This is a genomic window from Streptomyces sp. NPDC001880, from assembly GCF_053594575.1.
This window is the reverse complement of sequence record NZ_JBSFET010000011.1, coordinates 135,103-156,882: the sequence shown is the minus strand read 5'-3', so window position 1 is coordinate 156,882 and position 21,780 is coordinate 135,103. Positions and strand designations below refer to the sequence as shown.

The window sequence follows — 21,780 nt, the reverse complement described above, 5'->3', positions numbered from 1 at the left end:
GCGATGTTGTCGAAGAGCGACATCGACCCGAAGAGGGCGCCGTCCTGGAACATGAGCCCGAAGAGCTTGCGGGTCTCCATGATCTCGCGTTCCGGCTCCCACCGGGATCGCCCTCCTCGCCCACCCCTTCCGGGTTCCGGACGTTCACCATCCGGCCGACCTTGCGCAACCGTATGCGTAATGTGCTGGCAGCCGGAAGGATGACGAGTCGGGAGGGAGCCGGACATGGACGAGAAGGAAGCACTCCGCGTGGGCGCCGCGGTCCGCCGAAGGCGCAGAACCCTGGGACTCACACTGGCCGCGGTCGCCGACCGCAGCGGTCTGTCCGTACCGTTCCTCAGCCAGATCGAGAACGAGCGGGCCAGACCCAGCGCCCGGTCCCTGGACCGGGTCGCCGAAGCCCTGGAGACCACCACGGCACGGCTGCGCGCCGCCGCGGACTCGGCGCGTGCCGTCGACGTGGTGCGCGCGGGCGAGAGCGACGGGGTACGCAGGGTCGTACGCGGACGCCATCAGCTCAGCGCCCTGGAGTTCACCGGGGAACTCGACCTCGGGCGCGAGTTCCAGCACCGCAACGACGAGGTGATGTACGTGGCGCAGGGCGCCGCCGAAGTGGAGGCCGAGGGGCAGGCGTACCGGCTGGAGCAGGGCGACACCCTCTTCCTGTCCGGCGGGGTGCGGCACCGCTGGCGGGCCACGATGCCCGGCACGCGGTTGCTGGTCGTCGCGGTCGCCGAGCACATCGACGCCACCTACGACCCGCGCCGCTGAAAGGGGGCCGCCGTGCGAGTCGTCTCCCTGGTCCCCTCGCTCACCGAGGCCGTCGCGGTGACCGCGCCCGGACTGCTGGCCGGGGTCACCGACTGGTGCACCCACCCGGCCGGCCTGACCGCCGCGCGGATCGGCGGGACCAAGAATCCCGACGTGGCCGCGGTGCTCGCGCTCCGGCCGGATCTCGTCGTGGCCAACGAGGAGGAGAACCGCGAGGCCGACCTCGCGGAGCTCCGGACCGCCGGTGTCGAGGTGCTGGTCACCGAGGTCCGTACCCTCGGCCAGGCCTTCGCGGAGCTCGAACGCGTCCTGGCCGCCTGCGGCCGGTCCCGGCCGGGCTGGCTGGACGAGGCCCAGGCCGCCTGGTCCGCACTCCCGCCGCCCCGTGCCCCGCGCCGCGCGGTGGTGCCCGTCTGGCGCAGGCCCTGGATGGTCCTGGGCCGCAACACCTTCGCCGGGGATCTGCTGGCCAGGCTCGGCGTCGAGAACGTCTACGGGGATCACGCCGAGCGCTATCCCCGTATCCCGCTCGACGCACTCAACGAGGCGGGCGCCGACCTGGTGGTGCTGCCCGACGAGCCGTACCGCTTCACCGCCGACGACGGGCCCGAGGCCTTCCCCGCACTGCCCGCCGTGCTCGTCGACGGGCGGTACCTCACTTGGTACGGGCCGTCACTGGTGCGGGCGCCTGCGGTGCTGCGAGCAGCGCTCCGCTGAACAGCCCGCGCAGCGTCCGCACCCCGGCCACCGCCCAGGCCGCCACCAGCAGCACGTACAGTGCGACGGCCAGCCAGGTGAAGGCCGTGAGACCGGTGTGCCGGGCCAGACCAGTGGCGCCCGTGACACACGTACCGACCGGGAAGGTGAAGCCCCACCACGTCATGGCGAACGTCATGCCGTTCCGCGCGGCCCGCACCACCAGCGCGACGGCCAGCGCCAGCCACATCAGCGCGAAACCCATCACCGGCACCCCGTAGAGCACGGCGAAGGCCCCGAACCCCGAGGCGTACGGTTCCCCGATCGCGCCCGGCGCCACGTCGGCGAGCTGATTGACCGCGGTCGTCGACTGTCCCAGCGGGCCGAGGACCAGGAACAGCGTGGGAGTCAGTGCGAGCGGCAGCGGCCCCTGGTGGACGAGCCGGGCGAAGATCAACGGCAGCATCACCAGTGTGGCCAGCAGACTCAGGCCGAACATCGCGTAGCAGGCCAGCAGCATCGCTTCCTGCCACTGACCGGCAGGCAGCTCCGGCACCAGCAGCGGGCCGAGAGCCGCGGAGACCATCGGGGCCACCACCGGCAGCAGCCACACCGGCGAGGCGGTGCCGGCATCGATCCGGTGGCGTACGACCATCAGGTACGGGATCGCGACGGCGGCGGCCAGCCCGATCAGCGTGCCCGCCGTGTACAGCACCACGTCCACGGCGAGAGCGGCCGTGTGCCCGATGACGTCCTGACCGACCACCATCGTCGCGCCGCCGACGGCCAGCAGGGCCATCGCCAGACAGCCGTAGAACGGGGCCACGGCCGGGTCGAGCAGATGGCTGCGGGCCTGGTCGCGATGGGCGATCCAGTGCCCGGTGCGGGCCACCAGCACCGCTACGAGGGCCACCGCCGCCAGCGCCCACACCACCGTGCAGGCGCCCCGCAGCCCCGGGATGTGCACGGGCAGCGTGGCACCCGCGCTCGCGACGATCGAGGTGCCCATGACGGCGGCGTACCAGTTGGGGCCGAGGTACCGCAGGGAAGGCAGCCGTTCGGCGGCAGGGAGAGGAACCTGGGATTGCTGGGTTTGGGGAAAGATGGCCATGCCACGATTTTCTCGGCGGGGGCCGGGCCCCACCAGGGAGTCCTCATCTATGAGGTCATAAGGTGGCTTTATGGCCGGCGAAGCGCATGTCCCTCTCTCCCACCGGGTCCCCGATCTCGGGGCTCTGGAGCTTCTGCTCGCCGTCGCCCGGCACGGCAGCCTGGGACGCGCGGCCCGGGAGACCGGCGTCACCCAGCCCGCCGCCAGCAGCCGCATCCGCTCGATGGAACGGCAGCTCGGCGTGGCCCTGCTGGACCGCACACCGCGCGGCTCCCGGCTCACCGACGCGGGTGCGCTGGTCACCGACTGGGCGCGCAGGATCGTCGAGGCCGCCGAGGCGTTCGACGCGGGCACGCAGGCGCTGCGCGACCGGCGCGACTCCAGGCTGCGGGTCGCCGCATCCATGACGATTGCCGAGTACCTGCTGCCCGGCTGGCTGATTGCGCTGCGCGCCGAACGGCCGGACACGGCGGTCTCGCTTCTCGCCGGGAACTCGGCGGCGGTCGCGGGACGGCTGCTGGCCGGCGAGGCCGACCTCGGATTCGTGGAGGGCCTGTCCGCGCCGGAGGGGCTCGACGGCACGGTCATCGCACATGACCGCCTCGTCGTCGTGGTCGCCCCGTCCCACGCCTGGGCCCGCCGCCGCACCCCCCTCACCCCGCAGGAACTGGCCGCGGCCCCGCTGATCCTGCGCGAGCGCGGCTCCGGCACCCGCCAGGTCCTGGACGCCGCCCTCGCCGCGCACGGCGGCCTCGCCCAGCCGCTGCTCGAACTCTCCTCCACGACCGCGGTGAAGGGAGCGGCGGAGAGCGGCGCCGGACCGTGCGTCCTGAGCGAATTGGCGCTCGGCGAGGAGCTGTCCTCGCGGCGCCTGGTCAAGGTCCCGGTCGCCGGAGCAAGCCTGCGACGCCAGCTGCGTGCGGTCTGGCCCTCCGGCCACCGCCCGACGGGACCGGCCCGCGACCTGCTGTCACTGACCGCGCGGGACGGCCAGGCGCGTCCCTGAAATTCCGTACGCCCCGGCAAAACCGCTGGCGGGTGCCCGGCTCCGTGGCGAAGGATGCGCGGATGGATGTGATCGCTCCACCCGCCACCGGCGTCCGCCACCACTGGGCCGACCTCCCCGCTTCCGTCCACAGTGCCGTCGAGGACATCCTCGGCGCCCGCGTCGTCGAGGCGCGCAGCCAGAGCGGCGGGTTCTCGCCGGGGGTTGCCGCCCGCGTCCGGCTCACGGACGGGCGACGCGCCTTCGTCAAGGCGGTGAGCGCCGAGACGAACCCCAGCAGCCCGGACCTGCACCGCGCCGAGGCCCGGCACACCGCAGCGCTCCCGCCCGGTGCCCCCGCGCCCAGGCTGCTCGGTTCGTACGACGACGGCACCCTGGTCGCGCTCGTGCTCCAGGACATCGACGGCCGCCAGCCCCGCATCCCCTGGGAATCCGCCGAGCTGGACCGGGTCCTCGCGGCGGTCGCTGAGCTGGGCACCACCCTGACCCCGGCGCCGTTCGACGCGCCCGCCGCAGCTGTCCGCAAGGTCAGGATGTTCACCGGCTGGCGGAGCCTGTCGGCCGAGGGGGACACGAGCCGGCTCGACCCGTGGGCGGCCCGCAACCTCGGCCTGCTCGCGGAGCTGGAGTCGGGCTGGGAGGAGCCCGCCACCGGGGACGGCCTCGCCCACAGCGACCTGCGGGCCGACAACATCCTGCTCACAAAGGAGCGGGTGGTCTTCGTCGACTGGCCCCACGCGCTGCGCGCCGCCCCCTGGTTCGACCTGCTGACGATGCTGCCGTGCGTGGCGGCGCAGGGCGGCCCCGACCCGGAGACCGTCTTCACCACCCATCCGCTGGGCCGGGACGCCGACCCGGCGGGAGTCACGGCCGTACTCACCGCGCTGACCGGCTACTTCGTAGCGAGTTCGCTGAAGCCGGCCCCGCCCGGCCTGCCGACGCTCCGGGCTTTCCAAGGCGCCCAGGGCGCGGCGGCGCTCCGCTGGCTGCGGGGGAGACTCGGCCGCAGCGCTCCCTGAGGCAACCGCCGCGGACACAAGGCGCCAATGGTGGCGGAGCGGACCTTTGTGCTCGCCGGGGCCGGCCGAGCGCTTCCGGCTCAGGTCAGGAAACCGCGCAGCAGCGCGGCCGTACCGGCGCAGTGCTCGCGCATCACCGCGCGCGCGGCCTCCCCGTCACCGTCGAGGACCGCCTCGACGAGGCTGGTGTGCTGGTGCTGCGAATGCTCCAGGTTCCGTACGAGCAGGGGTATGCAGTCCAGCAGGTCGTTCAGGCCGGCTCGGACGGCCGCGTACTGCGTGGTGAGCGAGGCGGACCCGGAGAGTTCGGCCAGGGTCAGATGGAACAGGGTGTCGCGTCTGCGGTAGTCCTGCAGCGGCGCCTCGTGAGTCGCCGTCAGGGCCGCGCGCAGCCGGTCCGCGCCCTCGCCGTCGAGCCCCTGCACGGCGCACAGCTCGGCAGCCCCGGCCTCCAGCACCTCGCGGAAGCGCAGCACGTCCTCGATGTCGACGGATGCCACCCTCCGGCGCAGTTCGTCCTCGCCTGGGCTGTCGGTGCGCAGCAGCACGAACGTGCCGCCGTACCGGCCGCGCCTGCTCTCCACCAGGCCCTGGTCCTGCAGGACTTTCAGTACCTCGCGCAGGGTGACCCGGCTGATCCCCAGCAGTTCGGCAAGGTCGCGCTCGGCCGGCAGCCGCCCGCCGCCCGGCACCAGCCCGAGCCTGATCACCTGAAGGATCTGCTCCAGTGCCTCCTCGAAGCCGTTCCCCGCCCGGACCGGCCGCAGCACGGGCATCAGGCGGTCGATGAACTCGCTCTCCCCGGCCACGCCCCGTTCCCCTTCCCGGTCACTGGTCGGCCAACAACGGTTGACGTCCACACCTGATGGGACGACCTTAAGTCTTGCGGCCGGCCCGGTGCGGAGCCTCCCCCGGCGGACCGGGCACCCTCCGCGGACGATCCGGGCAGACCGTCAATTGCCGGGTCCGGGCCGGTGAACGAACCCTAGAGTGAGGCAATGAGCAACGCGACACCGCCCGGCTGGTACCCGGACGCCGCGGCACCGGGCACGGAGCGCTGGTGGGACGGCACGGCGTGGACCGCGCACACCCGCCCGGCCGCCCCGGCACCCCAGGGCTTCGGCCCGCCCGAGCCGGCCGCCGCCGCAACCGGTGACGGCACCACCGCCGGCGGGGGCGGCACCAGGATCGTCGCGCTCGCCGTGGCCGGCCTGATCGTCGTCGGCGCCGCCGTCACCGGAGCCGTCCTGCTGGGCAGGAACGACGGCGGTACGCGGCCCGAGGCTGTCCCGAGCAGCTCCGCACCCCCGGCCACCGCCACCGCGACGGCCACCCCGTCGCCCGGCGACCCACCGGCCGAGGGCGACCCGAAGGTCCTCGTCGACCAGCTCAACGGCATCACACTGCCGATCCCCGACGGCTGGGAGAAACCCGACAGGACCGTCGACAAGGTCCTCACCATGCGCACCGTCGACTCCTACGACTGCCCCGGCAGCTCCTCCGGCTTCTGCTACCACGCCACGGTCACCAGCCGCATCGCGAGCGCCACGGACGTCACCTCCCCCGAGGAGCTCGCCAAGCGGGACATCACCGCCGCCGCCGACAGCGCCTACGAGAAGAACATCGTCGGCGACCGGATCCACGGCGGCATCACCTCCCACGAGCAGCTCGACTCCGGGTCCGTGAGTGTCGCCGGACGCGTCGGCCACCAGGTGCGCTGGCGCGTCAACACGGCCAAGGGGCCCGGTGGTTACGTGCAGTCCCTCGTCTTCCCGTCCACGATCGGCAGCGAAGCGCTGATCATCGTGCGCTACGCCTTCGACGCGGGCCCCGACGGGCCGCCGCTCTCGCTCATGGACACCATCACCAAGGGCATCCGGCCGATCGGCGACAGCGCGACGAGCGGTGGCGCCGGCAGCTCGATCGCGCCCTGACCCGGGCCGCCCCGCTCAGAGGAACGTACGGCCCTCGCCCCGGTACGTCGGCACGGTCGCTGTCACCCGGTCGCCCTCGATCAGCTGCAACTCGTCGAAGCGCTCGCACAGTTCACCGGCCTTCGCGTGCCGGAACCACACTTTGTCGCCGATCAGCAGATCGTCGGCCGGGGCGCCGAGCAGCGGGGTCTGCACCTCGCCCGGCCCCTCCTGCGGGTCGTAGCGCAGCCCCTGAGGCAGATACGGGACGGGCAGCCGGTCCGCACCCGCGGGGCCCGACGCCGGATAGCCGCCACCGAGGACCGTCACCACTCCCACACCCGGCCGGCGCACCACGGGATGGGCGAACAACGCCGCCGGACGGGCCGTGAACGACGTGTAGTTGTCGAACAGCCTCGGTACGTAGAGCCCCGACCCGGCCGCGACCTCGGTCACCGCGCGCTCTGCGGCCGTGTGCTGCACACTGCCCGTGCCGCCGCCGTTCACGAACTCCAGGTCCGGTGCCACCGCCCGTACCGCGCGCACCACCTCGGCCCGTCGCACGGCCAGTTCCCGACGGGCCGCGGACTGCATCAGCCGGACCGCCCGGGAGCGCAGCGGCCGGCCCGCGACCGCGTCCCCGACTCCGGCGACATGACCCTCGTACGCCATCAGGCCCACCAGCCGGAAACCCGGCCGCCGGGCCACCGAGCGTGCCAGCTCCGCCAGTTGGGCGGGGGAGCGCAGCGGGGAACGCAGGGCGCCGACCCGGACCCGGCCGCCGAGCAGCTGGAACGAGGTGTCCAGCTCCAGGCAGACCCGGATCTCCTCGCGGCCACCCGCCCGCGCCGCGTCGATCAGCTCCAGCTGGGCGTGGTCGTCGACCATCACCGTCACCGCGGCGGCCAGCTCCGGATCGGCTGCCAGCTCCGCGAGGGCGGCCCGGTCGGCCGTCGGATAGGCCAGCAGCACGTCCTCGAACCCGGCCCGCGCCAGCCACAGCGACTCCGCCAGCGTGAACGACATGATCCCGGCGAAGCCGGGCCGCGCGAGCACCCGCTCCAACAGTGCCCGGCAGCGCACCGACTTGCTCGCCACCCGGACCGGCTTCCCGGCCGCGCGGCGGACGAGATCGTCGGCATTGGCGTCGAAGGCGTCGAGATCGACTATGGCGATCGGGGCGTCCAGATGGGCGGTGGCACGGTTGTAACGGGTCCGGTCAGCGGCACGGGCAGTCATGGCCGCAGCTTGCCAGACGTCCGTACCGCTGGGTAGGGGGATGATCTGCGCAGATCGTCCAGGGCGGGACGGCTGGCTCCCGCCGGGGGCGTCCCACCCCGTAGAGTGACGGGACGCGGCAACCAACGGGCCTGCCTGTGAAGTCGATCCGCGCACGGTACGGAATGGGACCAGGGGGGCGGATGAGTACCGAGGCGCAGCGCGCTCCCGTCCCGCCCCGCCCCACGACCCCGCCACCACCGCCCCCGGCGCAGGACCCGGCGGCGGTCTCCGCGGGCGCACCCGCTCCGACACGCCCGGACACACCGCCGCCCCCGGCAGCCGCTCCGCCCGTGGAGACCACGGCCCGGCTCCGCCCCGTGCCCCCGGCCCCCGCGCCCGCCGCCACTGTGCCTCCCACCACTCAGCTTCCCGCCCCGTCGCGCCCCGAGCAGCCACCCGCGGCGACCCGCCGGCGGCCCGTCGGCGCCGTGGACCTCACCCCGCGCCCGGGAGCCGCCCCGCCACCGGCCGGGCAGGCCCAGGTCCCGCACCCGTACCAGGGCCCCCGCCCCGAGACACCCGCCGAGACCACCACCCGGCTGCGCCCGATCCGTACCCGCCACCCCGCCAGAACCGCGACGGCGGCGGTCTGTGTCGTGCTAGGGCTCGGACTGATCGGCGGCGCGGCCACCGGCGCGTGGCTCACCAGCGACTCCTCGGCCGACGCTGCCGCCCGCAGCGCCTACACCGTGGGCCGCTCCGCCTGGCACAGCGTCCCCGTGGACACCCTCTTCCCCCGCACGCTGAAGGGCGACGGAGCGGGGCCCGGCGGCGCCGACCGGATCTGGACCCGGATCGCCGTCGCCCCGGACGGCGGCTGCCGGGCGGCCCTGGACCCGCTGCTGGCCAGGACGCTCGGCCCGGTCGGCTGCGAGCGCCTGCTCCGCGCCACCTACGCGGACGCCACCAGCAGCAGCGTCACCACGGTCGGGGTGATCTTCACCGAGGGCGACGCCGCGGCGATGAAGGCACTGAGCAGTCGCTTCACCGGCCAGCACCTCGGCCGGCGCACCGACCTGATGCCCCGCACCTACCCGGTCAAGGGCACGGCCGCCGCCGGATTCGGCGACCGGCAGCGCGCCAGCTGGACGGTCCATGTACTGACCGAGGTGCCCGTCGTCGTGTTCGCCGTGTCCGGCTTCGCCGACGGGCGCGCCGTCACCGACCCGCAGCCCGCCGACCGGGCCATGGCCGTGAACGCCACGACGGCCGCCGCCCAGGCCGGGCTCGGCCACGAGGCCAAGGGCATCGCCGACCGGATCGAGCGCGGTCTGCGCCGCACCGTCACCGACCTCATGGAGAAGCCGGAATGAGCCGCCGCAGCCGCCGCCACCGCGCCCTGGGCGCGGTCTGCGCCGCCACCGCGTTCGCGCTCCTGCCCGCGCCGTCGGCCACGGCCGACGCCATCCGGGACCAGCAGTGGGGCCTTCAGGCACTCCACACCGCCAAGGCGTGGCAGACCACCAAGGGCCGTGGAATCACCGTCGCGGTCGTCGACACCGGGGTCGACGGCAGCCTTCCCGACCTGGCCGGTCAGGTGCTGCCCGGCAAGGACATGATCGGCTTCGGCGCCCGTCGCGGCGACCGCTCCTGGGCCCGGCACGGCACCGCCATGGCAGGAATCATCGCAGGTCACGGCCACGGAGTGGGGCGCAGCGACGGAGTGCTCGGCATCGCGCCCGAAGCGAAGATCCTCCCGGTCCGAGTCATCCTCGAAGCCTCCGACCCGGCCCGCGCCAAGGCCCGGGAGTCCCGCGGCACGGCCCTCGCCGACGGCATCCGCTGGGCCGCCGACCACGGCGCCGACGTCATCAACCTCTCCCTCGGCGACGACAGCAAGTCCGCGCATCCCGAACCGGGCGAGGACGCCGCCATCCAGTACGCGCTCAAGAAGGGCGCCGTCGTCGTCGCCTCCGCCGGCAACGGGGGCGAGAAGGGTGACCACATCTCGTACCCTGCCGCCTACCCCGGCGTGATCGCGGTCGCCGCCGTCGACCGGTACGGCACCCACGCCGCGTTCTCCACCCGCCGCTGGTACGCCACCGTCAGTGCCCCCGGGGTCGACATCGTCGTCGCCGCGCCCGACCACCAGTACTACGTGGAGTGGGGAACCTCCGCCGCCGCCGCGTTCGTCTCGGGCGCGGTCGCGCTGGTCCGCGCCGCGCACCCGGAACTGACCCCCGCCCAGATCAAGAAGCTCCTCACGGACACCGCCAGCAGCGCCCCGGCGTCCGGCCGCGACGACGCCCGGGGCCACGGCATCGTCGACCCCGCGGCGGCGATCGAGGCCGCAGCCGCGCTCCGCCCCGCCGGCCTGCGCGCCGAATCCGCCGAGACCGGCTACCGGAAGCAGTACTTCGGCACCGGCCCCACCCCCGAGCGCCACGAAAGCAGCCCCGCGGGCTGGCTGGCCGTCGGCGCGGGCGGCCTCGGAGCGGTGCTGCTGGCCCTGGCCGTGGTGCTCTGGCGCGGCAGGGGCCGCGGCCCGGCCGCCGTACGGGGCTGAACGCCGCACCCGCTCGCCGCGGTGCTGTCCCGTCATCCCCGGCGGGCGCACGTCGACGGCCACGGCACCCCGCCGCGTTGTCGGAACGTCCGCACGCATCCGGTCCGCGGACGTCCCTCCGCCGTGCGATGCACCGCATCCGACGCCGCGCGCCGATCCCCCGGGGGTTACGGGGCAGCCCTCAGCACCCCCACCGCGGCCCTCGCCGCCGCCTCGGCCAGCGCGATTCCCGACTCCTTCGTCCGGTGCCCGTCGGATACGAGCCGCCACCGCAGACCGCCCGTGCCCCGTTCCCGGTGTCCAGCACGGCGGCCGACACCCTCGCCCCACCCGCGTCGGCCGGCAGCGGCTCCACCGCCGCGGCCAGTGCCGCGTCGAGATCCACCGGCCGCTCCTCACCCCTCGTCGCGGGGACCGACGCCACGGACCCGGCCCCGGGGACCGGCAGATGCCGACCTGTCGGCAGGGCGGTAAGGGCCAGGCACTACGCTCGCCCTGTGGCGCTGAAGAACATTCCGGACCCCGGATACTCCGACGACGACGGCACGGCCGACCCCGCACTGACCGAGGCCCTGGCCGCCTGGGCAGAGGACCGCAAGGCAGTCGGCCCGGTACTCGAAGCACTCAAGGGCACCCGGCTCCTGGTGCCGGTCGTCGCCGTGCTCGGCGAGGTGGAGGTGGACGAGAAGGGGCTGCGTCGCGAGAAGACCAGCGACATGGCCGTCCCCACCCTCCAGGCGGGGGACCGCCGTGCCCTGCCCGCCTTCACCTCGACCGCCTCACTGGCCCTCTGGGACCCGCAGGCACGCCCCGTCGCCGTACCCCTGCACCAGGCGCTGCAGGCCGCCGCGCACGAGAAGGCGGACACGGTCGTCCTCGATCTCGCCGGCCCGGTCGCCTTCGAGCTGACCGGCCCCGCACTGCTCGCCCTCGCCGAGGGCCGCACCAGCGCCGACCCGCTGGACGACCCGGCCGTCACCTCGGCGGTGCGGAACGCGGTCGCCGCCGAGCCCGCCGTGCTCCGGGCTCACCTCGGCCCCGGCCGGGCCGACGGCACCCTCGCCCTCGTCCTCGCCCCTGGCGCGGACCCCGCCGAAGCGGCCCGCCGGGTCGCGGAGCTGCTGGCGGCCGACGAGGTCCTGCGCGCCCGCCTGGTGCGCGGACTGGACCTGGCTCTGCTGCCGGCCGACGCCGCCGCGCCGGGCGAGCCCCTGTTCACCCGCTGAACGCGAGAGCCCCTGCCCGGAAGGGCGGGGGCTCTCATGCTCACGGAGACGGACGGGAACGGCAGGGCGGGACCCAGAGGCTGTCGGGTGACCTCCGGCCGGGCTGCCACGCCCTGGTGCGCACGCTTCCCGCGTCGTCGTCGGTCGACGACGCTCCTTCCCCGAGCTCTCGGCTCCGCCTTGGAATCGCACGCGCCGGACCGCGTCCGCTCTCCGGTCCGAGGAGACCCGAAAGCCTCTCAGCCGAAGACCGGGCCGGTGTACTTCTCGCCGGGCCCCTGGCCGGGCTCGTCCGGAACCAGCGACGCCTCGCGGAACGCGAGCTGCAGCGACTTCAGGCCGTCCCGCAGCGGGGCCGCGTGGAAGGAGCTGATCTCGGTGGTGCCGGCGTCCAGCAGGCCGGCCAGCGCGTGCACCAGCTTGCGGGCCTCGTCGAGGTCCTTGTGGTCGTCGCCGTCCTCGGTCAGCCCGAGCTTCACGGCGGCGGCGCTCATCAGATTGACCGCGACCGTCACGATCACCTCGACCGCGGGCACCTCCGCGATGTCGCGGGCCATGTCGTCGAAGCCGGGGGATTCAGTGGTGGGGGTCGCGTCACTCATGCGCCATACGATAGGCGCACGCCGCTGCCGTCCTGCTCGCGGGAGCAGGACGGCAGCCGGTTAGCGCACGCCCGGGGGAGCTGCTAGCCTGGTGTAACGACCGGCTGGGCAGCTATGTGCCCGGCCCACAAGTGGAGGCTCCGATCTCCCACCTGGCCGTCCTTCGGGGCGGCGGGTCATCCGGTCAGGTGGTGACCATCGTTCCGTACGGACGATGGGACCGCCCGATGCGCCCCGCGGTTGACCGCGGCGGTTCCGGTTGTTCCAGGAGCCCCGCCTGTGTCCCGTCCGGGGCATTTTTATTGCACTGGTGCGGTTGGTCTCACGAAACAGACGTTACGTGGCTGTCCGCCAGGCGGCCGCGTGGTGCTACCGAGGAGGATCCATCAGCGCCGAGCCCCGCATCAACGACCGGATTCGCGTTCCCGAGGTGCGACTTGTCGGTCCCAGCGGCGAGCAGGTCGGGATTGTTCCGCTTGCCAAGGCCCTGGAACTCGCACAGGAGTACGACCTCGACCTGGTCGAGGTGGCGGCGACCGCCCGTCCGCCCGTGTGCAAGCTCATGGACTACGGGAAGTTCAAGTACGAGTCGGCCATGAAGGCCCGTGAGGCGCGCAAGAACCAGGCGCACACGGTCATCAAGGAGATGAAGCTCCGGCCGAAGATCGACCCGCACGACTATGACACCAAGAAGGGTCACGTCGTCCGGTTCCTCAAGCAGGGCGACAAGGTCAAGATCACGATCATGTTCCGTGGTCGTGAGCAGTCCCGCCCCGAGCTTGGCTTCCGACTGCTCCAGCGTCTGGCTTCGGACGTGGAGGAACTCGGCTTCATCGAGTCCAACCCGAAGCAGGACGGCCGGAACATGATCATGGTTCTGGGCCCGCACAAGAAGAAGACCGAAGCCATGGCCGAGGCCCGCGAGGCCCAGGCCGCCCGCAAGGCGGGGCGTCAGGGTTCCACCCCCGACGCCGAGGCCCCGGGCAAGGCTGCGCAGGCGCAGCCCGAGGCTTCGGCCGAGACACCTTCCGAGGCGTGACCTCAGGGGGCCGCCATCCAGGCGGCCCCGAGTCCCCCCGGAATTCCCACCAAGATCTGACGCCCCTGCTGCCCGGTGCCCGCACCGCGAGGGGCGCCACTGACGAGGAGAGAACGGCGCGATGCCGAAGAACAAGACGCACAGCGGTGCCAGCAAGCGCTTCAAGGTCACCGGCTCCGGCAAGGTGATCCGTGAGCGCGCAGGCAAGCGCCACCTTCTTGAGCACAAGTCGTCCAAGAAGACCCGCTCGCTGACCGGCACGGTCGTAGTGGCTCCGTCCGACGCCAAGAAGATCAAGAAGCTTCTCGGCAAGTGAGTCCGCGGCCCGCGGTGAACCCGTGGGCGGCGCACTCGACTCAGACCGGGACCAATTCGTTTCCGGGCCGTGTGAGTCCAACCACGGCCCCGCTACAAGGAGTTAAAAAGTGGCACGCGTCAAGCGGGCAGTAAACGCTCACAAGAAGCGCCGGGCAATCCTCGAGCAGGCCAGCGGATACCGGGGCCAGCGCTCCCGCCTGTACCGCAAGGCGAAGGAGCAGGTCACCCACTCCCTCGTCTACAACTACAACGACCGCAAGAAGCGCAAGGGCGACTTCCGTCAGCTGTGGATCCAGCGCATCAACGCCGCCGCCCGCCAGAACGGCATGACGTACAACCGCCTCATCCAGGGTCTGAAGGCCGCCAACATCGAGGTGGACCGCAAGATGCTGGCCGAGCTCGCGGTCAACGACAGCAACGCGTTCGCCGCCCTCGTCGAGGTTGCCCAGAAGGCCCTCCCGAGCGACGTCAACGCCCCGAAGGCCGCCTGATCCAGGTCGCACTTCCTGTCTTCTGAGCCGGACCCGCAGGCGCTCGCCGTCTGCGGGTCCGGTGCGTTGCACGACACATTCCGCACGTCCGTCACCTCCGTACGCAGAGAGGCTCGCCGCCGACCATGGGCACCCCCGAACTGATCTCCCCGCGATCGCCGCGCGTCACCGCCGCCCGGCGGCTGGCCAAGCGCAACTTCCGCGGCAAGGAGCGCAGGTTCATCGCCGAGGGGCCGCAGGCCGTGCGCGAGGCCGCCGAGCACCGCGGCAGCGACGGCGGGCCGACACTGATCGAGCTGTTCGCCACCGTCGAGGCGGCCGAGCGGTACGCCGACATCGTCACCGCCGCCCACACGGCCGGCGCCCGGGTGCACCTCGCCGACAGCGATGTGCTCGCCGATGTGTCGCAGACCGTCACCCCGCAGGGCCTGATCGGCGTCTGCCGCTTCCTCGACTCCCCGTTCGACGCGATCCTCGCCGCCAAGCCGAAACTCGTCGCCGTCCTCGCCCATGTACGCGACCCCGGGAACGCCGGTACGGTGCTGCGCTGCGCCGACGCCGCGGGCGCCGACGCCGTCGTGCTCACCGACGCCTCGGTGGACCTCTACAACCCGAAGTCCGTGCGGGCCTCGGTCGGCTCGCTCTTCCACCTGCCGGTCGCCGTCGGCGTCCCGGTCGAGCAGGCCGTGCAGGGGCTCCGGGCGGCGGGCGTACGGATTCTCGCCGCCGACGGCGCGGGCGACGACGACCTCGACGACGAACTCGACGCGGGCACCATGGGCGGTCCGACCGCCTGGGTCTTCGGCAACGAGGCCTGGGGCCTGCCGGAGGAGACCCGGGCGCTGGCCGACGCCGTCGTGCGGGTGCCCATCCACGGCAAGGCGGAGAGCCTCAACCTCGCGACGGCGGCCGCGGTCTGCCTGTACGCCTCCGCCAGGGCCCAGCGCCCGAGGTGACCGCGCCTCCGCGCCACCGCAGGGTGTCGCACCGTCACCGACGACTAGTAGGCTGGCGAACTCGGGGGCCCACTGCACCGGTTCGAGAGGTGGGGTACGGGATATGGCTGTCGGCATCAGCAGGCCGCGCGAGACACATGCGGCCGTCGTGCGCGCCGGTGAGCCCCCTGGCACGGCCGGTGGACCGGACGGGAACAGGGAGCTCAGAGCCTTGGACGTGGGCGTCGATCCGGACGACCTGCCCGACGGTCTGGTCGTCGCCGACGAGACCGGCCGGGTCATCTGCTTCAACTCCGCCGCCGCCCGGATCACCGCGATGCCCAGGGCCGCCGCCCTCGGCCGTTCCCTGGAGCACGCACTGCCGCTGGAGGACCTCAAAGGCCGCCGCTGGTGGACCCTGACCGATCCCTACGGCGGCCTCGCCACCCGCGTCGGCCAGCCCGAACGCAATCTGCTGCTGCCCGGCGGCCGGGAGGTCCTGGTCTCCGCCCGTTACGTGCGCGAGCACCCCACCGGCCCGGTGCGCCGGGTGGTGATCTCACTGCGAGGCACCGAGGCCCGCCGCCGCAACGAGCGCAGCCATGCCGAGCTGATCGCGACGGTCGCCCATGAGCTGCGCTCCCCGCTGACCTCCGTCAAGGGCTTCACCGCGACGCTCCTCGCCAAGTGGGAGCGGTTCACCGACGACCAGAAGCGCCTGATGCTGGAGACGGTCGACGCCGACGCCGCCCGCGTCACCCGGCTCATCGCGGAACTGCTCGACATCTCCCGTATCGACTCCGGACGCCTGGAGCTGCGCCGCCAGCCCGTGGACCTCTCCGCCGCCGTCGAACGTCACATCCAGGCCCTCACCGCGAGCGGCCAGAACCCCGACCGCTTCCTCGTCCGCACCTGCCAGCCGCTGCCCGCGGTCTGGGCCGACCCGGACAAGGTCGACCAGGTGCTCGGCAACCTCCTGGAAAACGCGGTGCGCCACGGCGAGGGAACCGTCACCATTGAAGTCGCACCCGCACCGGCGAAAAGCGACGAGAAGGGAACGGCCGTCACCGTGAGCGACGAAGGTCCCGGCATCCCCGAGGAGTCGATGGGCCGTGTCTTCACCCGCTTCTGGCGGGGAAGCAAGCGCGGTGGCACCGGCCTGGGCCTCTACATCGTCAAGGGCATCGTCGAGGCGCACGGCGGCACGATCACGGTCGGACGCGGCCCCGGCGGCGGCGCGGAATTCCGATTTATTCTGCCCGTGAGCACGCCGGCCTATCTGGTCTGAGCGGGCCCACGGGCCTCCCACACATCCTGTGGCCCTTAGACTCGACCTTTGGCACCTTTGCGTCCTCCAGTCGTCGATCGGGGCCATGGGGGTCCGGGGCTTTCCCCCGGTAAGCGCAGTATCAGCCAATCGGAAGCACGGGAAGAGATGTCGGCACCGAACAAGTCGTACGACCCAGTCGAGGTCGAGGCACTGAAACCGGAAGAGATCGAGCGCATGCGGGACGAGGCCTTCGCCGCCTTCGCCGCCGCCGGTGACCTCGACGCGCTCGCCCAGGCGAAGACCGCGCACACCGGAGGTACCTCGCCGCTGTCGCTCGCCAACCGCGAGATCGGCGCACTGCCGCCGCAGGCCAAGGCCGAGGCCGGCAAGCGCGTGGGCCAGGCCCGTGGCGCCGTCGGCAAGGCCCTCGCCGCCCGCCAGGCGGAGCTGGAGGCCGAGCGTGACGCCCGCGTGCTGGTCGAGGAGGCGGTGGACGTCACGCTGCCCTACGACCGCACCCCGGCCGGTGCCCGCCACCCCCTGACGACCATCATGGAGCGCGTCTCGGACGTCTTCGTGGCCATGGGCTACGAGGTCGCCGAGGGCCCCGAGGTCGAGGCGGAGTGGTTCAACTTCGACGCCCTGAACTTCGTGCCCGACCACCCGGCCCGGCAGATGCAGGACACCTTCTTCGTCCAGGGCGCCGACGGCGCCAGGAACGACGAGTCCGGTGTCGTGCTGCGTACCCACACCTCGCCGGTCCAGGCCCGCACCCTGCTCGACCGGGAGCCGCCCGTCTACGTCGTCTGCCCCGGACGCGTCTACCGCACCGACGAGCTCGACGCGACGCACACCCCGGTCTTCCACCAGATCGAGCTGCTGGCCGTCGACGAGGGCCTCACCATGGCCGACCTCAAGGGCACCCTCGACCACATGGTCCAGGCGCTCTTCGGTCCGGACATGAAGACCCGGCTGCGGCCGAACTTCTTCCCGTTCACCGAGCCGTCCGCCGAGATGGACATGGTCTGCTACGTCTGCCGCGGCGCCTCCGTCGGCAACCCGGACCGCCCCTGCCGCACCTGCGGCAGCGAGGGCTGGATCGAGCTCGGCGGCTGCGGCATGGTCAACCCCAAGGTGCTCATCGCCTGCGGTGTCGACCCCCAGAAGTACAGCGGATTCGCCTTCGGGTTCGGCATCGAACGGATGCTGATGTTCCGCCACAACGTAGAAGACATGCGAGACATGGTCGAGGGTGACGTCCGGTTCACCCGGCCGTTCGGGATGGAGATCTGATGCGCGTCCCGCTTTCCTGGCTGCGGGAGTACGTCGACCTGCCGGCGACGGAGACCGGCCGTGACGTACAGGCCAAGCTCGTCGCCGTGGGGCTGGAGGTCGAGACCGTCGAGCAGATCGGCGCCGGCCTCAAGGGCCCGCTGGTCGTCGGACAGGTACTGACCATCGAGGAACTGGAGGGCTTCAAGAAGCCCATCCGCTTCTGCACGGTCGACGTCGGCGACGCCAACGGCACCGGCGAGCCGCAGGAGATCGTCTGCGGCGCCCGCAATTTCGCCGTCGGCGACAAGGTCGTCGTGGTCCTCCCGGGCGCCGTGCTGCCCGGTGACTTCGCGATCGCCGCACGCAAGACGTACGGCAAGACCTCGCACGGCATGATCTGTTCCACCGACGAGCTCGGCATGGGCGACGACGGCACGCACGGCATCATCGTGCTGCCGCCGGAGCACGAGGCCGGCTCCGACGCGATCGAGCTGCTCCAGCTCGTCGACGAGGTCCTCGACATCGCCGTCACGCCCGACCGCGGCTACTGCCTCTCCATGCGCGGCGTCGCCCGCGAGACCGCCATCGCGTACGGGCTGCCGCTGCGCGACCCGGCGCTCCTGGACGTGCCCGCTCCGAATGCGTACGGCTACCCGGTCGAGGTCGCCGACCCGATGGGCTGCGACCGCTTCACCGCGCGGACCGTGGTCGGACTGGACCCCGAGGCCCGCTCCCCGATCTGGATGCAGCGCCGGCTGCAGAAGGCCGGGATGCGCCCGATCTCGCTCACCGTCGACATCACCAACTACGTGATGCTGGAGCTCGGCCAGCCGCTGCACGCCTACGACCGCACCCGGATCGACGGGCCGATCGGCGTGCGCCGCGCCCAGCAGGGCGAGAAGCTCACCACCCTCGACGGCACGGTCCGCGTCCTGGACGCCGAGGACCTGGTCATCACGGACAACCGCGGGCCGATCGGCCTCGCGGGCGTCATGGGCGGTGCCGACACCGAGATCGCGGACGTCCAGGACGGCGAGCACCGCACCACCGAGGTCGTCGTCGAGGCCGCGCACTTCGACGCGATCTCGATCGCCCGGACCGCACGCCGCCACAAGCTGTCCTCCGAGGCGTCCAAGCGCTTCGAGCGCGGCGCCGACCCGCTGGCCGCGGCGGCCGCCGCGCAGCGCACCGTCGACCTGCTGGTGCTGCTCGCCGGCGGCACCGCCGAGGCCGGGGTCACCGAGATCAGCGCACCGTCCGCGCCCCGCACCATCGCGATGCCCGCCGACCACCCCGACCGGGTGGCCGGTGTCGCGTACGGCCGGGAGACCGTCGTACGCCGCCTCCAGGAGGTCGGCTGCGACGTCTACGGGCAGGACGAGCTGATCGTCACCGTGCCGTCCTGGCGCCCCGACCTCAGCGAACCGAACGACCTTGCCGAAGAGGTCATCCGCCTGGAGGGCTACGAGAACCTCCCCTCCACCCTCCCGACGCCGCCGTCCGGCCGTGGGCTCACCGACCGTCAGCGGCTGTACCGCAGGGTCGGCCGGGCGCTCGCCGGAGCCGGCTACGTCGAGGCGCTGAACTACCCGTTCATCGGCGAGGCCGTCCTCGACCAGCTCGGGCTCGCCGCCGACGACGCCCGCCGCCGCACCGTCAAGCTCGTCAACCCGCTCTCCGACGAGGAGCCGGCGCTGCGCACCACGCTGCTGCCGGGCCTGCTCGGCGCACTGCGGCGCAACGACGGCCGCGGCAGCCACGACCTCGCGCTCTTCGAGACCGGCCTGGTCTTCAGGCCGACCGGCGCCGAGACCAGGACCGTCCGGCTGCCCGTCGACCGTCGTCCCACCGACGAGGAGATCGTCGGGCTCGACGCCTCGCTGCCGCGACAGCCGCGCCGTGCCGCGGTCGTCCTCGCAGGCGCCCGCGAGCAGGCCGGCTGGTGGGGCAAGGGCCGCCCGGCCGACTGGGCGGACGCCATCGAGGCCGCCCGCACGATCGCCCGTGAGGCCGGCGTCGAGGTGACCGTCCGCAGCGACCGGAACGCGCCGTGGCACCCGGGCCGGTGCGCCGCGCTGTACGTCATGGTGAACGGCGAGGAGACCCTCTTCGGGCACGCCGGTGAGCTGCACCCGCGCGTCGTGAAGGACCTTCACCTGCCGGAGCGCACCTGCGCCATGGAGGTCGAGCTCGACGTACTGGAGCAGGCCGTCGACGGCACGCTCCAGGCGCCCCGGATCTCCGCCTTCCCGGTGGCGACCCAGGACGTCGCGCTGATCGTCGCGGAGAATGTCCCGGCCGCCGACGTCGAGCGGGCGCTGCGCGAGGGTGCGGGCGAACTGCTCGAATCGGTGCGGCTGTTCGACGTCTTCACCGGCGAGCAGATCGGCGCGGGCCGCAAGTCCCTGGCGTACGCGCTGCGCTTCCGCGCGGCGGACCGCACGCTGACCGTCGACGAGGCGACGGCCGCACGCGACGCGGCGGTGGCTCTCGCCGCCGAGCGGACGGGCGCGGTGCTGCGGGGCGCGTAGCGTCCGGCGCGGACACGGCGAGGAGGGGCGCATCCGGTGACCGGGTGCGCCCCTCCCGCATGCTCGCCGAGCGGCGAGGACCGCACCCGGGCCCCGGCGCGGCCCGGGGGAACCCGGCTCCGAGCCGACCCCGCAGCCACCCTCCGATCCATGGGCAGTGGGTCGTGCGGTCCGGCACCGTCCGCGCTGCCACGAAGGGTCGGGCAGGTTGGCAGAGCGGACGGTGCGGGTGCGGGTCGTCGTACTGTACGAGGGGGAGCAGACGACCCGTCCGCCTCTCGCGAGACGACTGATTCAACCGACCCACGCGTCGGCGCAACAGGGTGCGCAGCGGGACGGTTCGGGCATTCCGTTCACACCCCGTGTGAATCGTGCTCCACTGGTGCGACACGCCTCGGCGTGCCGAACCACCGGAGGGGCACATGGGGGCAACGGAGCCCAACATTCTGCTGGCTGCCCTGATCGAGGAGGCGGGCGTCTCCCGCGCGGGTCTCGCCGCGCACATCAACCGGGCCGGTCGCTCCCGGGGGCTGCGTCTGCGGTACGAACACACGGCGGTGGCCCGCTGGCTGAAGGGGCAGCGCCCGCGCGGTCAGGTGCCCGACCTGATCTGCGAGGTGCTCGGGACTCGTCTGACCAGGCCCGTTTCACTGGACGACATCGGTATGGCGAGCCCGGGCACCGGCGCGGGGGGGCCCGCCTCCTCGCTCACCGGCTTCGTCGACCGGGCCACCGCGCTGTGGCGTTCCGACGAGGCGCAGCGCCCGCACGGCCTCACCCCGGCCGCCGTCACCGGCACCTCGGCGGTGATGCCCGTCTGGGAGTGGGAGAACCCGCCGGAGGACGCCGACGTCTCGCGCGGCGGGCCGAACCGCGTCTCCGTGGCCGACATAGTGACGCTGCGCGCGGCCCGTGCCCACTACGAACTGATGTACCGCCGGGCAGGCGGAATCGCGACCCGGTCGCGCATCGTCGGCTTCCTCAACGCCGAGACCGCCCCACTGCTGCGCGGCGGTTGCACCGACGCGATGGGCCGCAGGCTGCACCGGGCGGCGGGAGGTCTGGTGGCGGTCGCGGGGATCTGCGCCTACGACTCCGACGCGCACGGGCTCGCCCAGCGCTACTTCCACCAGGCGCTGAGGATGGCCAAGTCCAGCGGGGACAAGGGGTTCGGCGGCTATGTGGTCGCCCTGCTGGTCAACCAGTCGCTCCACCTCGCCGACTACCGGCAGTCCGTGGCCTTCGCCCAGGCGGCGCTCCGGGGCGCCGGAGGCCACATCAGCCCCGCGCTCGCCGCCGACCTGTACGCGATGCAGGCCAAGGCGTATGCCCGCCTCGGCGATGCGAGCGGCGCCCGGGAGTGCATCCGGCGCGCCGAGTCGGAGGCCGAGCGGATCAGACCGGGCCATGAGCCGGACGAGACGGGGTACGTCCAACCGGGCCTCGTCGATGTGCAGGTGGCCGAGGCGCTGCTGGGCATCGGTGATCTGCCGGGGGCCAGGGAACACGCGGCGAAGGCCGTACGGATCCCGGCACACGACCGGGGCCGGGTGCACCGGCTGGCCATGCTGACCCATATCGAGCTGCGCCAGGGCGAAGCGGACCGGGCGGCGGTCACGGCCGCGGAGATGACGGAGCGGGCCAGGGGCATGGAGTCGCGTCGGCTGCGCGACCGGCTGCGTGCCGTGCGCGAGGATCTGGTCGCGAGCGGCTGCGCCGACGCGGGACGGGCGGCCGAACTGATCGACGGGGCGTTGCGCGTACCGCTGTGACCGCGTATCCGCCGCGCG

The 21,780-nt window shown here is 72.9% G+C and carries 20 protein-coding genes; 16 read left to right on the top strand and 4 right to left on the bottom strand.

The window, feature by feature from the left end; translation table 11 throughout:
- Nucleotides 1–225: 225 nt before the first annotated feature.
- Nucleotides 226–771 carry a helix-turn-helix domain-containing protein gene (locus ACWCQ6_RS10020; protein WP_451087326.1) on the top strand — a complete coding sequence of 182 codons (546 nt, stop codon included), beginning with the start codon at nt 226–228 and terminating at the stop codon, nt 769–771.
- 12 nt (nt 772–783) lie between these two features.
- Complete coding sequence (locus ACWCQ6_RS10015) at nt 784–1,488, top strand: helical backbone metal receptor (protein ID WP_451087324.1); 705 nt, start codon at nt 784–786, stop codon at nt 1,486–1,488.
- Here ACWCQ6_RS10015 and ACWCQ6_RS10010 read toward each other — a convergent pair.
- Nucleotides 1,427–2,578: a TDT family transporter gene (locus tag ACWCQ6_RS10010; RefSeq protein ID WP_451087322.1), complete on the bottom strand. Its 1,152-nt coding sequence runs from the start codon at nt 2,576–2,578 to the stop codon at nt 1,427–1,429. The genes ACWCQ6_RS10015 and ACWCQ6_RS10010 overlap by 62 nt on opposite strands.
- A 70-nt stretch (nt 2,579–2,648) precedes the next feature.
- Here ACWCQ6_RS10010 and ACWCQ6_RS10005 point away from each other — a divergent pair, with 70 nt between their 5' ends.
- Together ACWCQ6_RS10005 and ACWCQ6_RS10000 are read left to right on the top strand one after the other, a co-directional pair.
- Nucleotides 2,649–3,584 (top strand): LysR family transcriptional regulator, encoded by a 936-nt coding sequence (locus ACWCQ6_RS10005; protein ID WP_451087320.1) that lies wholly within the window; start codon nt 2,649–2,651, stop codon nt 3,582–3,584.
- 62 nt (nt 3,585–3,646) lie between these two features.
- Nucleotides 3,647–4,603, top strand: a complete 957-nt coding sequence (locus ACWCQ6_RS10000) for an aminoglycoside phosphotransferase family protein (RefSeq protein ID WP_451087318.1) — start codon at nt 3,647–3,649, stop codon at nt 4,601–4,603.
- 80 nt (nt 4,604–4,683) lie between these two features.
- Here the strand turns inward: ACWCQ6_RS10000 and ACWCQ6_RS09995 are convergent, their stop codons facing one another.
- Nucleotides 4,684–5,379 carry a FadR/GntR family transcriptional regulator gene (locus tag ACWCQ6_RS09995; RefSeq protein ID WP_451087336.1) on the bottom strand — a complete coding sequence of 232 codons (696 nt, stop codon included), beginning with the start codon at nt 5,377–5,379 and terminating at the stop codon, nt 4,684–4,686.
- A 222-nt stretch (nt 5,380–5,601) separates the two neighbouring features.
- Between ACWCQ6_RS09995 and ACWCQ6_RS09990 the strand changes: the two genes are divergently transcribed.
- On the top strand, nt 5,602–6,537 hold the full coding sequence (locus ACWCQ6_RS09990; protein ID WP_451087316.1) for a DUF2510 domain-containing protein: 936 nt from the start codon (nt 5,602–5,604) through the stop codon (nt 6,535–6,537).
- 15 nt (nt 6,538–6,552) lie between these two features.
- Here ACWCQ6_RS09990 and ACWCQ6_RS09985 read toward each other — a convergent pair whose 3' ends face one another.
- Nucleotides 6,553–7,755: an amino acid deaminase/aldolase gene (locus ACWCQ6_RS09985; RefSeq protein WP_451087314.1), complete on the bottom strand. Its 1,203-nt coding sequence runs from the start codon at nt 7,753–7,755 to the stop codon at nt 6,553–6,555.
- A 470-nt stretch (nt 7,756–8,225) separates the two neighbouring features.
- Here ACWCQ6_RS09985 and ACWCQ6_RS09980 point away from each other — a divergent pair, with 470 nt between their 5' ends.
- From ACWCQ6_RS09980 to ACWCQ6_RS09970, 3 genes are all read left to right on the top strand, one after another.
- Entirely contained in the window at nt 8,226–9,110 is an 885-nt protein-coding gene (locus ACWCQ6_RS09980; RefSeq protein WP_451087334.1) for a hypothetical protein, read from the top strand.
- On the top strand, nt 9,107–10,303 hold the full coding sequence (mycP, locus tag ACWCQ6_RS09975; RefSeq protein ID WP_451087312.1) for a type VII secretion-associated serine protease mycosin: 1,197 nt from the start codon (nt 9,107–9,109) through the stop codon (nt 10,301–10,303). The genes ACWCQ6_RS09980 and mycP overlap by 4 nt, the downstream gene beginning before the upstream one ends.
- 497 nt (nt 10,304–10,800) lie before the next feature.
- Nucleotides 10,801–11,529 (top strand): SseB family protein, encoded by a 729-nt coding sequence (locus tag ACWCQ6_RS09970; protein ID WP_451087310.1) that lies wholly within the window; start codon nt 10,801–10,803, stop codon nt 11,527–11,529.
- A 239-nt stretch (nt 11,530–11,768) separates the two neighbouring features.
- On the opposite strand, the gene ACWCQ6_RS09965 is transcribed toward ACWCQ6_RS09970, so the two are convergent.
- Entirely contained in the window at nt 11,769–12,131 is a 363-nt protein-coding gene (locus ACWCQ6_RS09965) for a DUF1844 domain-containing protein (RefSeq protein WP_451087308.1), read from the bottom strand.
- Nucleotides 12,132–12,471: 340 nt separating this feature from the next.
- On the opposite strand from ACWCQ6_RS09965, the gene infC reads away from it, so the two are divergent.
- From infC to ACWCQ6_RS09925, 8 genes are all read left to right on the top strand, one after another.
- Nucleotides 12,472–13,170 carry a translation initiation factor IF-3 gene (gene infC / locus ACWCQ6_RS09960; protein ID WP_451087306.1) on the top strand — a complete coding sequence of 233 codons (699 nt, stop codon included), beginning with the start codon at nt 12,472–12,474 and terminating at the stop codon, nt 13,168–13,170.
- Between the two features lie 121 nt (nt 13,171–13,291).
- Complete coding sequence (rpmI, locus tag ACWCQ6_RS09955; RefSeq protein ID WP_451087304.1) at nt 13,292–13,486, top strand: 50S ribosomal protein L35; 195 nt, start codon at nt 13,292–13,294, stop codon at nt 13,484–13,486.
- Between the two features lie 109 nt (nt 13,487–13,595).
- A complete protein-coding gene (gene rplT / locus ACWCQ6_RS09950; protein WP_189543645.1) occupies nt 13,596–13,979 on the top strand; it encodes a 50S ribosomal protein L20 in 384 nt (127 codons plus the stop codon).
- A 125-nt stretch (nt 13,980–14,104) separates the two neighbouring features.
- Nucleotides 14,105–14,935: a TrmH family RNA methyltransferase gene (locus ACWCQ6_RS09945; protein WP_451087301.1), complete on the top strand. Its 831-nt coding sequence runs from the start codon at nt 14,105–14,107 to the stop codon at nt 14,933–14,935.
- 103 nt (nt 14,936–15,038) lie between these two features.
- On the top strand, nt 15,039–16,202 hold the full coding sequence (locus ACWCQ6_RS09940) for an ATP-binding protein (RefSeq protein WP_451087299.1): 1,164 nt from the start codon (nt 15,039–15,041) through the stop codon (nt 16,200–16,202).
- 147 nt (nt 16,203–16,349) lie between these two features.
- Entirely contained in the window at nt 16,350–17,477 is a 1,128-nt protein-coding gene (gene pheS / locus ACWCQ6_RS09935) for a phenylalanine--tRNA ligase subunit alpha (RefSeq protein WP_451087297.1), read from the top strand.
- Nucleotides 17,477–19,990, top strand: a complete 2,514-nt coding sequence (gene pheT, locus ACWCQ6_RS09930) for a phenylalanine--tRNA ligase subunit beta (protein ID WP_451087295.1) — start codon at nt 17,477–17,479, stop codon at nt 19,988–19,990. Before pheS ends, pheT begins: the two co-directional genes overlap by 1 nt.
- A 422-nt stretch (nt 19,991–20,412) precedes the next feature.
- Nucleotides 20,413–21,762: a transcriptional regulator gene (locus ACWCQ6_RS09925; protein ID WP_451087293.1), complete on the top strand. Its 1,350-nt coding sequence runs from the start codon at nt 20,413–20,415 to the stop codon at nt 21,760–21,762.
- The last annotated feature ends 18 nt before the right edge of the window (nt 21,763–21,780 follow it).

What these genes read in the sequence shown, in the direction of transcription:
- mycP (WP_451087312.1), top strand. Translation starts at nt 9,107, where the DNA reads ATGAGCCGCCGCAGCCGCCGCCACCGCGCCCTGGGCGCGGTCTGCGCC.
- ACWCQ6_RS10010 (WP_451087322.1), bottom strand. Translation starts at nt 2,578, where the DNA reads ATGGCCATCTTTCCCCAAACCCAGCAATCCCAGGTTCCTCTCCCTGCC.
- pheT (WP_451087295.1), top strand. Translation starts at nt 17,477, where the DNA reads ATGCGCGTCCCGCTTTCCTGGCTGCGGGAGTACGTCGACCTGCCGGCG.
- ACWCQ6_RS10000 (WP_451087318.1), top strand. Translation starts at nt 3,647, where the DNA reads ATGGATGTGATCGCTCCACCCGCCACCGGCGTCCGCCACCACTGGGCC.
- ACWCQ6_RS10020 (WP_451087326.1), top strand. Translation starts at nt 226, where the DNA reads ATGGACGAGAAGGAAGCACTCCGCGTGGGCGCCGCGGTCCGCCGAAGG.
- ACWCQ6_RS09985 (WP_451087314.1), bottom strand. Translation starts at nt 7,755, where the DNA reads ATGACTGCCCGTGCCGCTGACCGGACCCGTTACAACCGTGCCACCGCC.
- pheS (WP_451087297.1), top strand. Translation starts at nt 16,350, where the DNA reads ATGTCGGCACCGAACAAGTCGTACGACCCAGTCGAGGTCGAGGCACTG.
- ACWCQ6_RS09940 (WP_451087299.1), top strand. Translation starts at nt 15,039, where the DNA reads ATGGCTGTCGGCATCAGCAGGCCGCGCGAGACACATGCGGCCGTCGTG.
- ACWCQ6_RS09925 (WP_451087293.1), top strand. Translation starts at nt 20,413, where the DNA reads ATGGGGGCAACGGAGCCCAACATTCTGCTGGCTGCCCTGATCGAGGAG.
- ACWCQ6_RS10005 (WP_451087320.1), top strand. Translation starts at nt 2,649, where the DNA reads ATGGCCGGCGAAGCGCATGTCCCTCTCTCCCACCGGGTCCCCGATCTC.
- ACWCQ6_RS09965 (WP_451087308.1), bottom strand. Translation starts at nt 12,131, where the DNA reads ATGAGTGACGCGACCCCCACCACTGAATCCCCCGGCTTCGACGACATG.
- ACWCQ6_RS09990 (WP_451087316.1), top strand. Translation starts at nt 5,602, where the DNA reads ATGAGCAACGCGACACCGCCCGGCTGGTACCCGGACGCCGCGGCACCG.
- ACWCQ6_RS09995 (WP_451087336.1), bottom strand. Translation starts at nt 5,379, where the DNA reads ATGCCCGTGCTGCGGCCGGTCCGGGCGGGGAACGGCTTCGAGGAGGCA.
- ACWCQ6_RS09945 (WP_451087301.1), top strand. Translation starts at nt 14,105, where the DNA reads ATGGGCACCCCCGAACTGATCTCCCCGCGATCGCCGCGCGTCACCGCC.
- rpmI (WP_451087304.1), top strand. Translation starts at nt 13,292, where the DNA reads ATGCCGAAGAACAAGACGCACAGCGGTGCCAGCAAGCGCTTCAAGGTC.